Source organism: Nitrosomonas ureae (assembly GCF_900206265.1).
Taxonomy (GTDB): Bacteria; Pseudomonadota; Gammaproteobacteria; order Burkholderiales; family Nitrosomonadaceae; genus Nitrosomonas; species Nitrosomonas ureae_C.
The window spans coordinates 521,275-535,141 of sequence record NZ_LT907782.1 but is presented as its reverse complement, the minus strand read 5'-3'; the positions used below and the strand labels follow the sequence as shown (position 1 = coordinate 535,141).

General features: G+C 43.2%; 10 protein-coding genes. 1 reads left to right on the top strand and 9 read right to left on the bottom strand.

What is annotated here, in order from left to right:
• Nucleotides 1-411: 411 nt before the first annotated feature.
• Genes CPG39_RS02300 through CPG39_RS02275 form a run of 6 tightly spaced genes read right to left on the bottom strand, consistent with a single transcriptional unit; the run spans nt 412 to nt 6,194 of the window.
• Nucleotides 412-765, bottom strand: coding sequence for a Na+/H+ antiporter subunit G (locus tag CPG39_RS02300; protein WP_096291854.1), 354 nt, complete (start codon nt 763-765; stop codon nt 412-414).
• Between the two features lie 3 nt (nt 766-768).
• A complete protein-coding gene (locus tag CPG39_RS02295) occupies nt 769-1,038 on the bottom strand; it encodes a K+/H+ antiporter subunit F (RefSeq protein ID WP_013647725.1) in 270 nt (89 codons plus the stop codon).
• Nucleotides 1,032-1,532: a Na+/H+ antiporter subunit E gene (locus tag CPG39_RS02290; protein ID WP_096291853.1), complete on the bottom strand. Its 501-nt coding sequence runs from the start codon at nt 1,530-1,532 to the stop codon at nt 1,032-1,034. The genes CPG39_RS02295 and CPG39_RS02290 overlap by 7 nt, the downstream gene beginning before the upstream one ends.
• Entirely contained in the window at nt 1,529-3,052 is a 1,524-nt protein-coding gene (locus tag CPG39_RS02285; RefSeq protein WP_231990365.1) for a monovalent cation/H+ antiporter subunit D, read from the bottom strand. The genes CPG39_RS02290 and CPG39_RS02285 overlap by 4 nt, the downstream gene beginning before the upstream one ends.
• Before the next feature lie 8 nt (nt 3,053-3,060).
• Nucleotides 3,061-3,390, bottom strand: a complete 330-nt coding sequence (locus CPG39_RS02280) for a Na+/H+ antiporter subunit C (protein ID WP_013647728.1) — start codon at nt 3,388-3,390, stop codon at nt 3,061-3,063.
• Nucleotides 3,390-6,194: a monovalent cation/H+ antiporter subunit A gene (locus CPG39_RS02275; RefSeq protein ID WP_096291851.1), complete on the bottom strand. Its 2,805-nt coding sequence runs from the start codon at nt 6,192-6,194 to the stop codon at nt 3,390-3,392. The genes CPG39_RS02280 and CPG39_RS02275 overlap by 1 nt, the downstream gene beginning before the upstream one ends.
• 739 nt (nt 6,195-6,933) lie before the next feature.
• On the opposite strand from CPG39_RS02275, the gene CPG39_RS02270 reads away from it, so the two are divergent.
• On the top strand, nt 6,934-8,640 hold the full coding sequence (locus tag CPG39_RS02270; RefSeq protein ID WP_096291850.1) for a sensor domain-containing diguanylate cyclase: 1,707 nt from the start codon (nt 6,934-6,936) through the stop codon (nt 8,638-8,640).
• Nucleotides 8,641-8,715: 75 nt separating this feature from the next.
• On the opposite strand, the gene CPG39_RS02265 is transcribed toward CPG39_RS02270, so the two are convergent.
• The 3 genes from CPG39_RS02265 to CPG39_RS02255 form a co-directional block, all read right to left on the bottom strand.
• A complete protein-coding gene (locus CPG39_RS02265; protein WP_145956198.1) occupies nt 8,716-8,919 on the bottom strand; it encodes a hypothetical protein in 204 nt (67 codons plus the stop codon).
• A 586-nt stretch (nt 8,920-9,505) separates the two neighbouring features.
• A complete protein-coding gene (locus CPG39_RS02260) occupies nt 9,506-12,643 on the bottom strand; it encodes an efflux RND transporter permease subunit (RefSeq protein ID WP_096291848.1) in 3,138 nt (1,045 codons plus the stop codon).
• Nucleotides 12,640-13,833 carry an efflux RND transporter periplasmic adaptor subunit gene (locus tag CPG39_RS02255; RefSeq protein ID WP_096291847.1) on the bottom strand — a complete coding sequence of 398 codons (1,194 nt, stop codon included), beginning with the start codon at nt 13,831-13,833 and terminating at the stop codon, nt 12,640-12,642. The genes CPG39_RS02260 and CPG39_RS02255 overlap by 4 nt, the downstream gene beginning before the upstream one ends.
• Nucleotides 13,834-13,867: the final 34 nt, after the last annotated feature.

Genomic DNA, 13,867 nt, shown 5'->3' with positions numbered 1-13,867 from the left:
AATGTAGACGTGAATTAACAGTTGGCTTTATTATTGAATAATAGCAGGTACTAAAGAATCAAATCTTAAAACTTACTATAACTTCCCTGTCAATCTACTTGTTTATTCAAGTAGGAATGAAATGCCTGAATTTCAAGCTAGCAATACTAACAGCGAACAACGAAAATTATCTAAATTTCTGAACGTCTTGATTAGTCTTGGAATATCTAATTGATTTCAAATAATATTTACGGATTTTTAAGTAAAGTCAATTTTTTGCATTTATATAATTAAGAATATATTTAGCAAGAAAAATTTATGCTAGAAAATCGCGCAGAATAAGAAGCTTGATGAATAAAATATATCACTGCTGTTTTTTTAATTAAACCGGTTTATGTGATACATGCTTATCTGGCAAAAAAGACTTTCCTTTTAGTGTTTGATACTTGTGTCACTACTTGCTTTTTCTTTTATTGATTTGATTGGTATTTTCGCAAACGAATGCAGATTCAGATGTAATGCTGCCTTGGCAAGTAAGTGTGCGCTTACCGGCGCAGTAATAAAAAGAAACAGCGTAATCAATATTTCGTGCAGACTGAAACCGGCGTCGCGGTTACTGAAAAATACCGCCGATGCAATTAACAGGCTCCCTACACCCAATGTTGTAGCCTTGGTCGGTCCATGTAAGCGCATATAAAAATCCTTTAACCGCAGCAAGCCTAATGAGCCAATGAAAGTAAAGATAGCGCCAGTCAAAATTAAAAAAGATAATAAATATTCCAACATAGTTTATTCGATAATATCGCCACGCAATAAATACTTGCATAATGCAACAGTGCCTATGAAACCCATCAAAGCAATCAATAATGCTGCCTCAAAGAATAGCGCACTACCTAGATGAATTCCTAGCAGCATAAGTAATGCAATGGCATTTACATATAGAGTATCCAGTGCCAGAATCCGATCCGGCAAACTGGGGCCGCGCAACAGTCGCCAGAAACTCATAGCGACGGCCGCGGCCACTAATGCAAGTGCAATACTAATCACGAGATCTAACATTGTTCAAAAATCTCCTGTAATGGACGTTCATAGCGTTGCTTAATTGTTGCGATCAATGTATCCGGATCAGCTTCATTGAGTGCATGAATTAACAAATATCTGCGATCTTCAGACAATCGCGCCGATACTGTCCCTGGTGTCAATGTGATGCTGTTAGCCAATAAACTGATAGCCAAATCAGATGTCACGCTTAATGGTAATTGAATAAAAACCGGCTTAAGCCGATCTAGATCGCCAAGAATTAATCGCGCTACCGTAAAATTGGCCATAATAATATCCAATAGTAATAGCCCAATATACCGCAACAAAGTAAAAGGTTTACGAATTGTCACAACCTCCGGCCAAAAGCGTTGGGTTAATAACGGTATCATCCAACCTAGCAACAAACCGAGAACAATCTGCCCTGGTGTTATGCTGTTAACCAGCAATAACCATAAAACTGTCAGTGTAGGGGATAAAATTGGATGAGGTAGCAAACGAGCCATGGCTGTCATTTCTCAATACCTAGCACAGATTGAATATAATCATCAGGTTGCAGCAACTGATTTGATGTTGCCTGTACAAACTCGATAATTGCACCCGCCCAGATCATTATAACTACACATAGCGCAAGCAAACAGGTAGCAATCACCAAGCCATTTATGTCTGGCACTATACTAGGCTGAACATGGGTATCCGTTGCAGCATGGCTCGCTTGCGGAGCTTGAGCTCGATAAAAAAGCAGACTTCCGCTACGCGCCAATGCAATGATAGTAAATAAGCTGGTTATTAATACAATAGCCATTATCCATGGCAGAGCCGTATGTGATAGCGCCGCTTGTAAAATCATGAATTTTCCTACAAAACCGGATAATGGAGGCAATCCTGTCACTAAAACCGCCGCTACAAAAAAGAGTGTACCTACTATTCGCTGATGCATCATGATCAAACCCGGCTCAAAGCGATCGCCCATTTCGCCACGTCGATTGGCAATGCCATCAGCAAGTAAAAAAAATGCGGCGGCAGCGAAGGTGGAATGTGGCAGATAATACAATCCGGCCGCTATTCCGGCGCTCGTGTTGATGCCAAAAGCGATAAACAGTGTACCAACCGATGCAACCACCAGATAGGCCACCTGCTGTCGCAAATGCGTACTTGCCAGAACACCCAGTACGCCTGCAACGAGTGTTGCCAAAGCCAAGGGTAACAACCAGGGTTGAATCAAATTGGAAATCGGCCCGGCTTGTTCGCCAAAGATCAAGGTATAAATGCGCAGAATGCTGTACGCACCAACTTTGGTCATGATGGCGAATAAAGCGGCAACCGGAGCAGATGTATGCGCATAAGCTGCAGGCAACCACAAATAAAGCGGCAAAAGAGCGGCTTTGAGAGCAAATACGGCAAACAACAGTAAGCCAGCCGTACGAATGAGTGCAATATCCTCGCTAGCAACATCGGCAACTTTAACCGCTAGATCAGCCATATTTAATGTACCCAAAAGCCCGTAGAGTGTTCCTACGGCAAACAAAAACAAGGTTGAACCCACGAGATTGATGATGACAAAATGTAACCCGGCCATGGTGCGCAACCGACCCCCACCATGCAGTAATAAACCATAGGAAGCAAGTAGCAGAATTTCAAAGAATACAAACAGATTAAACAAATCACCGGTCAGAAATGCACCATTTAAACCAAATAATTGCAATTGGTATAACACATGGAAATGTGGTCCCACAGTATCCGTGCCGCGCACTGCATAAAGTAGCGCACACAAAGAAACCAATGCAGTAATGATCAACATCCAGGCAGCAAGCCGATCAGCGACCAAAATAATGCCAAAGGGCGGTAGCCAGTTACCTAATGCATAAACCAGAATCTCGCCATCGTTAACAATGCTGAGCAACCATCCTGCCAATAGAACCAAAACACTTACGGATGAAATGCTTACAATACGCAACACCTGCAGACTCTGTTTTTGCAGCAACAATAACAACGCGCCAAGCAATAATGGCCATATCACAGGAAGAATAACCATATGACTTATCATGGTTTATGTTTTCCATCCACATGATCATTTCCCATTTCCAGATGCGCTTTGAGGGACAATACTATGACAAAAGCAGTCATGGCAAAACTGATTACAATTGCTGTCAACACTAACGCCTGCGGCAAGGGATCTGCATATTCCGTAACACCTTCTACAATAATGGGTGGTTTACCGATAGTGAGCCGCCCCATTACCAGTAGAAATAGATTGACTGCGTAAGACAAAAAAGTCAGACCCAACACAACCGGAAAAGTACGGTTGCGTAAAGCCAAATAAACGCCACAACCCGTGAGCGTTCCTATCAGTATTGCTACCAGCGCTTCCATTAACGGATTCTCTTTCTGACGTTTGTCAAATGACTTTCTTTATGTACCAGACCAAGATAAATAAGTATCAATAGCGTGGTACCGACGACAACTAGATATACACCCAGATCAAACATCATAGCCGAGGCTAGCTCGAACTCTCCAATTATCGGCCAATGCAAATGACTAAAGGTAGAGGTCAAAAAAGGATGATCAAAAAACCAACTGGCAACACCTGTCAATACCGCGATAAAAATACCCGCACCTATCACATGATGCATATTGACTGACAAACGGCTATGCGCCCATGCCACACCATTGGCCAAATATTGCATGATTAGTGCTACCGCAGTTATTAATCCTGCGATAAATCCCCCTCCGGGCAGATTATGCCCACGCAACAAAATATATACGGAAACCAGCAAAGCGAGCGGTAATAGTAGACGCACAAACGACGCCATGATAACCGGATGCAAATCATGATCCCAGGTTTGTCCCTGACTGTCTTGTTCCGAGCCCGATAACTTTAGTTGATGCAGCATCGCATATATACCCAGTCCGGCTAACGCCAGCACGGTAATTTCACCGAGCGTGTCATAACCTCTGAAATCAACCAGAATGACATTGACTACATTCGTTCCACCGCCACCTGGCACGCTATTACTCAAGAAGTAATCTGCGATGCTGTGATATGGACGGGTTAAAATAGCCCAAACTAATAAGCTCACACCTAAACCCGCTGCTGTAGCAACCAAAACGTCACGGCTGCGTACGTAATTGCCGGATTCCCGCGGCGAAAATTGCGGTAAAAAATATAACGCTAGCAGCATCAGAACAATCGTTACCACCTCGACGGATAATTGTGTCAAGGCCAGATCCGGCGCAGAAAACTTGATAAAAACAAGAGACACTCCCAAGCCTATCACACCCATTAAAATGAGCGATACTAGACGTTGCCGATGCAGGATAACAGCACCTATCGCGGCAATTATAAGAATCAACGTAACCAATACGCTGACGCCATCTACAGGCAGTCGTATGCGATCCCCAGTTAGAACGAATGCATTATCGATGGAGCCTATCATGCCAAGCGCCATAATAAAAAGCATAAAAACAAACAGCATCTGCTGAAGAGAATGTGCATTCAGTAAATGGGTTATATAATGAGAAATTTTAAAAAGCTGGTTAAGCATATAATTGTATAGTGATCTAAATTCCAGCCGGTCACCGATTTTTTCGTACCCTGCGGATAATGGACGGCGAACCAAATAAATTAAAATTCCACCGAATAACGCAACAACACTCATCCATAATGCCGGATTAAAACCATGCCAGATAGCCAAATCGTGTTCTGGAACAGATCCCTGTAGAACCCCGGCAGCGGCTACAGCAAGAATGGGTTCTACAGTTAATGCCGGGAGCATCCCCACCAGCAAACATAAAGCCACCAGAATCTCTACCGGCACTTTCATCCAACGTGGAGGCTCATGTGGTGTTTTGGGCAAATCAACCGGCTCGCCATTAAAAAAAACCGTATGGATAAAACGTAATGAATAAGCCACGGCAAAAATACCGGCCAGAGTTGCTGCGGCAGGCATCAGCCATCCCAACGGCTGATGAGTATGATGCAGAGTTTCGGCAAAAAACATTTCCTTAGATAAGAAACCGTTAAATAGAGGCACACCGGCCATAGAAGCGGCAGCCACCATGGCCAGTAATGCTGTGTGGGGCATAAATTTCCATAATCCTCGCAAACGGCGCATATCACGCGTACCCGCTTCGTGATCGATAATGCCTGCAGCCATAAACAAGGAGGCTTTGAAAATCGCATGGTTAATGATATGAAAAACACCGGCAACCGCTGCAAGCGGGGTTCCCATGCCGAATAATAAAGTAATCAAACCCAGATGACTAATCGTCGAATACGCAAGCAATCCTTTTAGATCGTGCTTAAACATAGCAATGTAAGCGGCCACAAGCAATGTAACCAGACCTGTCATACTAACCAACCAGAACCATTCCGCTGTACCCGACAAAGCGGGAAACAAACGAGCAAGCAAGAACACGCCGGCTTTTACCATAGTGGCGGAATGCAAATAAGCAGACACCGGCGTAGGAGCTGCCATGGCATTAGGCAACCAGAAGTGAAATGGAAACTGAGCTGATTTAGTGAAAGCACCGAGTAATACCAGTATCAACATCGGCAGATATAACGCATGGGCACGAATGCTGTCGCCTGATATCAAAATCACGGATAAATCATAACTGTTGCAAATTTCACCCAATAACAGAAAACCGCCAAGCAGTGCCAGACCGCCACCGCCAGTAACGGCCAACGCCATACGCGCACCGCTGCGTGATTCTTGCCGGTGTTGCCAGTAACTAATGAGCAAGAACGACGACAGACTGGTTAACTCCCAGAAAATCAATAGCTGAATAATATTTTCTGATAACACAATTCCCAGCATGGAACCCATGAACATCAGCAAATAAGCAAAAAAACGCCCCATGTCGTCCCGCTCCGACAAGTAATACCGGGCATAGAGAATAATAAGTAGGCCAATACCTAAGATCATCAGCGAAAAGAGCAGCCCCAATCCATCAAGACGAAAAGCTAGGTCCAGGCCGAGCCCCGGTATCCAACTAAAGCGCTGAATGATAATTTGCCCGGAAAAAACATCAGCAATCATCGGGTATAAAATGGCTAAAGCAATCAGCGTCACGAAACCGGCGCCCCAGGCGGCATGCAATCGACCCAAGCGGGAAACGGAAGCAACAAAGATTGCACCGACAAAAGGTATAAGCGCGACAAGCGATAAATTCATAGATAGGATAGTATTAGCTGTTGAGCATTTCCTGCTTAATTCATATAGCTCTTTTCAACATTAATCACTTAAATATAATTTTGCGGGAATAATACAATTATTTTATACACTGCCACCTTACAAACATTTTCAGATTTTTTCATAAACTTGTCCCATCAGACTGTGATGAAACAAAACTGTTAAATAAAAACATCGGATATCAACAAAAACCAGTATCGAAAATAATTTGCAAAATGATATCATTACCATCTCTATAGATTGCTCATTTGAGCATCGATTCCGTAGTAATGAATTCATCGCCATTTCCACAACTCAGCCAGAAAACCCTATACGCGCGGAATTGACTCCGTGCACTCCTTCCAATTTTGAAGGCCGAATGCATATCCATGCACGGTTTCCTAACTTTTGATCAAACAAACTATGATAAATGTGGCACGGGTAATTTCAATTCGGTTATTCGTCAGAAAAACCACACTCTCCTTATCACATTTTTGTCAATATACCTGTCTGCTCAAAAATCTGACCGCAGAATCAATCCCCAGCGAATGAATTCGCATCGGAACAACCTGCTTTCCGGGGTTAGCTAGACTCGATTTTGCGAAAATTCCCTATTCAGGGTTATCATTATACTTAGAAATACACGCACGTCAGGCAACTGTTTATGAAACTTAAGATAACGCGAATTTAATCCGCTTAACACAACTGCTCTCCATACTTGACTATCGCACACAAGCAGTTCATGAAAAAAATATCCGTATTGCTAGCCATGGTGCTCGTGTGCTCGTTCAGGAGCTTACCGGCAAACGCACAAGATATTGATGTCTCTACAAAATACCAAGAACCGATTGGGCAGCATATTCAGTTTTATCAAAATAAAGAGACTCATCTAAGCATGCAAAGTGCATATGACGCATTCCAAAATGGTGACTTTTCGCAATCTTCAGATTCCGTGCTTAATTTTGGCATCGGCGCAAAACCAGTGTGGCTTGCGTTTCGCGTTAGAAATCATGCGCATGACTATGTGCTCCGAAATTTATTGTTTGAAGCCTCCTGGTTGGACAAGATTGATGTTTATTATCTCCATAAGAACAAGTTAGTTAATAGCTATCATATTGGCGACAGGCAGCTATTTTCGCAACGACCGATTAACCATCGTTTTTTTGTTACTGAGCATGATTTTAGAACCGGTAACACTACCGTGCTCATCCGCATTGAATCCGACGACGCAATGGTTTTACCCATTTATTTCCTTACCGCGAAAGAGACAGCTGATAGAAATATGCTGCAAGCATATAGCTACGGATTGATATACGGAATTATTTTGGCATTGGTAGCCTACAATTTTATGCTGTATATCGGATTACGCTCTGGTCCCTATTTTTTTTACTCACTCTATCTCTTATTATTTCTGCTGCTAAATGCTGCCTATACCGGCCATGGCTATCAATGGTTATGGCCTGACTCACCGCTTTGGCAACAATGGTCCAATCCAGTATTGATTATGCTGTGTACCTTAAGTGGCTGTGCATTTGCATTGAATTTCTTGGATATCAAAACCGCAAGTCCTCGCATCCATCAATCAGTTATCGTCTGCTGCCTCAGCTTTTGCGTATTAACATTAATCGCGATTTTGACCGACAAATTCATAATAACGTTATTTATATCGCTACTTTTTATATTTTACTTCTTTAGTCTTGCTGTCATACTAGGGATCATTTCTCTGCGTAAAAAAAACAGATTCGCGCAATATTTTCTCTTAGCATCAATTTTTACGATTTGCGGCGGGATTGTTACAGCTAATACGGTATGGGGTTTCATTCCTTTCAACTGGCTCACTTACCGAGCTACAGAAATTGGAATGGTAGCGGATGCGATTTTGCTGGCACTTGCACTTGCCGAACGTTTTAACATCAATCAGAGCGAAAAGCTGGCAGCTGAAAAAAGAGCTGATATTGATTTATTAACTAACCTAAATAACCGACGGGCTTTTTACAAATTCGTGCAGCCACTGTGGTCCATAAGTTTGCGCAGTAAAAGTTATACCTCGGTAATCATACTGGATATCGATGATTTCAAATTGCTGAATGATAATTACGGTCATCCTATAGGCGATCTTGTTCTGGTGCAGCTAGCGGAAACAATTCAAAAAGAAGCACGCAGCGGAGATATTCTGGCACGCTGGGGAGGCGAGGAATTTCTTATTTTTCTGCCGGAAACGCAACTGACCGATGCAATAGCCATAGCAGATAGAATGCGCAAAAGAATCATGACGATTCAAATTTCTATTGATAATGGCGAGAAAATCTCATTTACCGCAAGCTTTGGCGTTGCGACCACTCAAGATATTAACGTATCTCTGAACGAATTAATCGCACAAGCGGATCAACAACTCTATCATGCCAAGAAGAAAGGACGTAACCGCGTTTATCCAGATCTATCTAACTGAAGATAAAATAAAAAGTATAAATCACCCCAATATCAGCAAAACGACTCCAAGAGCTTATATCTAATCCTTTCCTTATTATTCGTAGTCGTAATATTGGCAAAATCCCAATGATTTTATTGCGATTTCAGATTCCTCAGCAACACAAAAATCATCATCACCAGCTTCCAACTCATCGATAAGTTTTACAATCCGGCTATCTGGAATCATGCCATCAGCTAATGCATCCTCATCATCAAAATTCATAGGTTCAAAATCTATATCATAGACATTATTATGCAATAACTTACTCCTCATCATGGTAAACCTCCTCACAGAGTTATTGGAAATGCTTCCAGTAAATCATAATCATCTATAAATTAAATTCTCGATTAGAAATAATTTCTCCTGATATTTTTGAAATATAAAGACAGACCTCTCCTGCGTTCAACAGAATGAATACCCCATTTTTTGAGAAAATAAAGCAATGGATTTATCCGAAGCCGACGAACCAGCACGCGTAATCGTGAATTGAAGATCCAGGGTTGATGTCGATAAGTCTATGTTATTCTGGATATGAAATGGGTCAACTGATTAAATCATCACAAATTACCGGCTTCGATTGACAGAAGAAAGTGTCCGCGGGCCATAAGCTTGATTCAAGCTATCGAACATTGAACCTCCCCTCACTCCGATACGATTTAGTACTAATTCATTAATCATAAGGAGAGACCTTTGCACGGTTACTACGCGGCACGATAATTGCGTTAAAAATTTGCGAAAAATGCTCATTTACCCCGTGTAAACTCCGCTTTTTCGCAAATTTTTGACTTATTCTCGTACCGCTCATGACACCGTGCAAAGGTCTCAAGGATTACATCTGCAAAATCTACCCGAGCACCTTATGCATAGGCTTCTGATAAGATATTTCTTTTAAAATAGCACAAGCGGTCGGTATTAGAAATAAAGTAACCAAGAACGAGAACAATATGCCAAATGCAAGGGTGACTGCCATCGGCATTATCTTTTCCGCATCTGAGCTTTGCGCATTAATCAGCGGCAACAACCCCGCAAAAGTAGTCGTAGTCATGAGGAATACCGCGCGGAAACGTGCTTTGCCGGCAGAGATCACAGCGCCATAAGCTGATGTATCCTTCTGTGAATCCTTATTGATTTTTGCAACCAATATCAAACTATCATTGATAACTATTCCTCCAACCGCAAACAACGCGACATAAGATTCCAACGATAACGGTATATTCAAAAGCAAATGGCCTAAAACTGCGCCGATGAAACCGAATGGAATTGCAAGCATGATTATTAGCGGCTGTGCATAAGAGCGCAATGGCACTGCTAGAATTGCATAAATTCCGAGTATTGCTAATGCGCCATAACCCCACAACGCCGACATCGTTTCTTCTTGCTTCTGCCGGGACTGACTTGGTTCAATTTTAAGTCCTGGATACTGCGCTTCCAGCTTGGGGATCTCATTCATACGTAAATCAGCAAGAATAGCTTCCACACTTACTTCCTCTTTATACACTTCTGCGCTAATACGTTGTATTCGCTCACGATTCTCACGTGTAATACTGACAAAACCCGGCGTGTATTCCGCCTCTGCAACAGTAAAAAATGGAACGGTATTCCCATTAGCCAGCTTTATCGGCATGCGACTCAAATCATCCCTAGAACGACGATGCTCCGAAGGAAAGCGCAGCATAACCCGAACTTCATCGCGATCAAGAAAAAATCGTTGTACCTCAAGCCCCAGAAAACCGTTGCGCACCTGCTCCCCCAGATCTCTCATGGTTAATCCGTGAAGTGCAGCCTCAGGTTTTAACCTAAGATTCAATTCAGGTTTTCCGGTTTGCATAGTACCCGTTACACTATGAACCCCAGCATAGGAAGAAAGTCTGGCTTTCAGTATTTCACTAGCAGCGCTTTGGGTTGCAGCATCTGGAGCAATTAATTTTAACTCAACTGCACTTGCCGATCGGGTTGCAGGCATTCCTAGATTCCGTGGCCAGAAGGTCTGTATCGTTAGAGTTCCATCAACCGGAGGTTCGCCAAAACGTTCCTGCCATTTTTGTTTGATACTATCTATCCGAGAGCGAACACGCTCATCAATAGCGATCTCAATATCTACATAACCCGCATTATCATTAATCACTGTAACGATATGCTGAAAACTGTCTTTTAATGAGGTTGTCGCATCGATTCCAAGCTCCGCGTTTAATTCAAGCCGGATTTCATTGGCTATTTGTTCCAGGCGCATCATTTCATGATCAACCACTTCAAACGGAGTGCCCGGTACCAACTCAAGAACAGCGAATATGTAATAATCGTTTACCGGCATATCCATAACGCTCTGAACACGCCCGGAAGAAACCAGTGCAACAGCAATCAACAGAACAATGGCAAAGGCTGATAATGTGATGTAACGAAAACGCAACAGGACTTCAAGGGTCGGGATATATATGCTGTTAATTAACCCGTGCAATCCTGCATCAACCTTTTTCTGAAGCGCGTTAAAAAAAGTTGTTAAATCAGTCTGAGTGTGCCTGACAGCAGGGTTATGATATGCCGCCAAATGGGAAGGCAGTATCAGTAACGCTTCCAACAAGGAAAACATCAGCGTTAAAATAACTACGGCGGATACGTTATACATCAAATGACCACTCAGCCCGGGCAGAAAAATACCCGGGATGAAAGCAATCATCGTCGACAACACCATAATGATAACCAAGGGAGCAACCTCCAAGGTTCCATTGATCGCCGCAGTTAAACCGACAAATCCTTGTTGTTGGTGCGTGTAAATATTTTCACCTATTACTATAGCGTCATCCACTACAATGCCCAAAACCAGGATCAATGCCGCGATTGAATAGGCATTCAATGAAATTCCCAGCATCGGCATCACCCAAAGGGTACCCATAATTGATATCAGAATCCCACTGCTTACCCACAGGGCGAGATGAAATCGCAAGGTTAATGCCAATATCAGAAAGATCAAACAAAATCCGGATAAAGCCGAGTCCATCAGCATCGACATGTTTTGCTTATAATATTTCGACCAATCATCCCAAGTTGTAATACTGACACCATCAGGCAATCCAGGACGGAATGCTGCAATAACCTCATTAACAGCTTCCACTGTCGTCGTAATCCGGTCTTTTGACATGACGTGTATCGGCATGGCTGTCTGGCTATCGATTCTCGCCAAGACATCTCTTTCATTGACAGTCTCCCGAATCTGCGCAATATCTCCCAGCAACAAACGCAAACCATTCTGATCAGACCGCAGATTAATCGCAGCATAATCAGCCACGGTCATCGCTTGGCTCTTACTCCTGAGTAATAATTTACCATCCGTTTTTTTAAGCTCTCCTGCCGGGATATTATTGGAAGCAGCCCGGATAGCCTCTGCGATTTCTTCAAAACTCAATCGATAGCGGCGTAAATCGGATTCCGTAATTTCAATCGAAATTTCATAAGGGATCTCGGGCCAGGGAAATATCCTTCCGATATTTGGATGTTTGCTGAGCATGTGTTGTAATTGATCGCGCTGACGCATCAAAGTATGGGTACCGACTTCTCCATGCACCATGATTATTACTGCGTTCATGTCAGCAGCATTTAATTCCTGAATCTTTAACTTTTCAGCGCCTTTTGGAAAAACTGTAATACGATCTATTCTTGCCTGCACATTTGCCTGGAATCGTGCAGCATCAATCTCTGGATCAAACTCTACGGTCACTTCGCATTCTGTCTGATCGGCAACTGAGTTGATATGCCGGATGCCCTCCAAATCATGTAGAGCCGCTTCAATCGGAATACATAACACCTGCTCTATTTCTGCAGGACTTGCACCAGGATAAGCAATTTCTATCTTCAATTGATTCTGAGGTGCGGGAGGAACCGTATATCGTTTAGAAATCGTTAAACCCAGTACACCGCCTGCGATAATGATCAACATCAGGAAATTGGCGGCAATCGGATTCTTGGCAAACCAGACGATCAATTTCATGGAATAGACTCATCAGTGGGCGCAACTTCCATTCCTTCAACCGGATGGTGAAGCCCGGCCGTCAATATTCGCTCACCTTTATTTAATCCGGCTTTAATAATCACCTGCTCCCGTTCCCGCCTGAATACCTCCACACTGCGGAATCGCAATCGATTCCCGGAATCGATGATCGCAACGCGTTGTTCTTTATACAATGCATTAGCAGGTATAACGACTAAATCATCAAACCAGCGTCCTTCGATAATTGCTTCTACAAATAAGCCCACCGGCAAAATGGGAGTACGTGATGTTTCTCCGGTAGATTGATTTTTTTTGACTGCCAACCTAAATGGATCAGTGACTTGCGCAATGATGATGATCATTCCGGTATCTTGATCAACAACACCTTCGCTGCGTACAATCTTCCCCGGCCAAATTTGCTGTTGCCCTTGATAATTAGCCGTCAATTTTACAATTGCCGGCTGCGCAGATTGTTGGTGCTGAGGCAAGTCGGGGGAATCAATAAAAGCCAATTCGTGCGTACTGATAGGCAATCGCACTTCAACGACATCACTACTGTAAATCCTGCCCAATAGGGTGCCATCATCAATATATTGCCCTAACCCGATTTCCTTGCTGCGCACTCGTCCATTGAAAGGCGCTTTTATGTCTGTACGCTGGCGTAACAGACGTGCATTTCTCAGTTCTTCTTGTTCGGCCGCAAGCTTAGCTTTCTTTTCCCTCAGTTGTGGAATCCTCAAGCTCAGCGGATTCGGATCCCCTTGTCCCAACTGTTGCCACTCGTCATGGGCTTGTTCCGCTTCGGCCTCTTCTCGCGTCAACTGATATTGCGCTTCCATCACTCTGGCTTGCGCTTGGGCCACGCGTAAGTCATATTCCGCCGGATCGACTGCCACCAGCAAATCGCCCTTGCTAAAAAATCCGCCACTGACAAATACCGGTGAAACCTTAATGATATTACCCGAAACACCCGTCACCAAATCTATTTCAGTTTGCGCCATTACGCGACCTTGCGAACGCACGTTCATGCGCAATCGTTGCGGCTTTACCTTAATAAACTGCACTGATGGCGCTTTAACAATATTTTCCTGATGATCGACTTGAGGAGGAAAGCTGACAATAGCAACGGCAGTCAATACGCCTGCAATCCCAAGCAAAAGTGCGATGAATAACTGGCTTCGTGTCTTCATACACTCGTAGTCATAGAATTTCGCTGTAAGATCA

Coding starts and splice junctions, on each gene's coding strand:
- CPG39_RS02295 (WP_013647725.1), bottom strand. CDS start 1,038: ATGTTAGATCTCGTGATTAGTATTGCACTTGCATTAGTGGCCGCGGCC.
- CPG39_RS02285 (WP_231990365.1), bottom strand. CDS start 3,052: ATGGTTATTCTTCCTGTGATATGGCCATTATTGCTTGGCGCGTTGTTA.
- CPG39_RS02260 (WP_096291848.1), bottom strand. CDS start 12,643: ATGAAATTGATCGTCTGGTTTGCCAAGAATCCGATTGCCGCCAATTTC.
- CPG39_RS02280 (WP_013647728.1), bottom strand. CDS start 3,390: ATGGAAGCGCTGGTAGCAATACTGATAGGAACGCTCACGGGTTGTGGC.
- CPG39_RS02290 (WP_096291853.1), bottom strand. CDS start 1,532: ATGACAGCCATGGCTCGTTTGCTACCTCATCCAATTTTATCCCCTACA.
- CPG39_RS02275 (WP_096291851.1), bottom strand. CDS start 6,194: ATGAATTTATCGCTTGTCGCGCTTATACCTTTTGTCGGTGCAATCTTT.
- CPG39_RS02300 (WP_096291854.1), bottom strand. CDS start 765: ATGTTGGAATATTTATTATCTTTTTTAATTTTGACTGGCGCTATCTTT.
- CPG39_RS02270 (WP_096291850.1), top strand. CDS start 6,934: ATGAAAAAAATATCCGTATTGCTAGCCATGGTGCTCGTGTGCTCGTTC.
- CPG39_RS02255 (WP_096291847.1), bottom strand. CDS start 13,833: ATGAAGACACGAAGCCAGTTATTCATCGCACTTTTGCTTGGGATTGCA.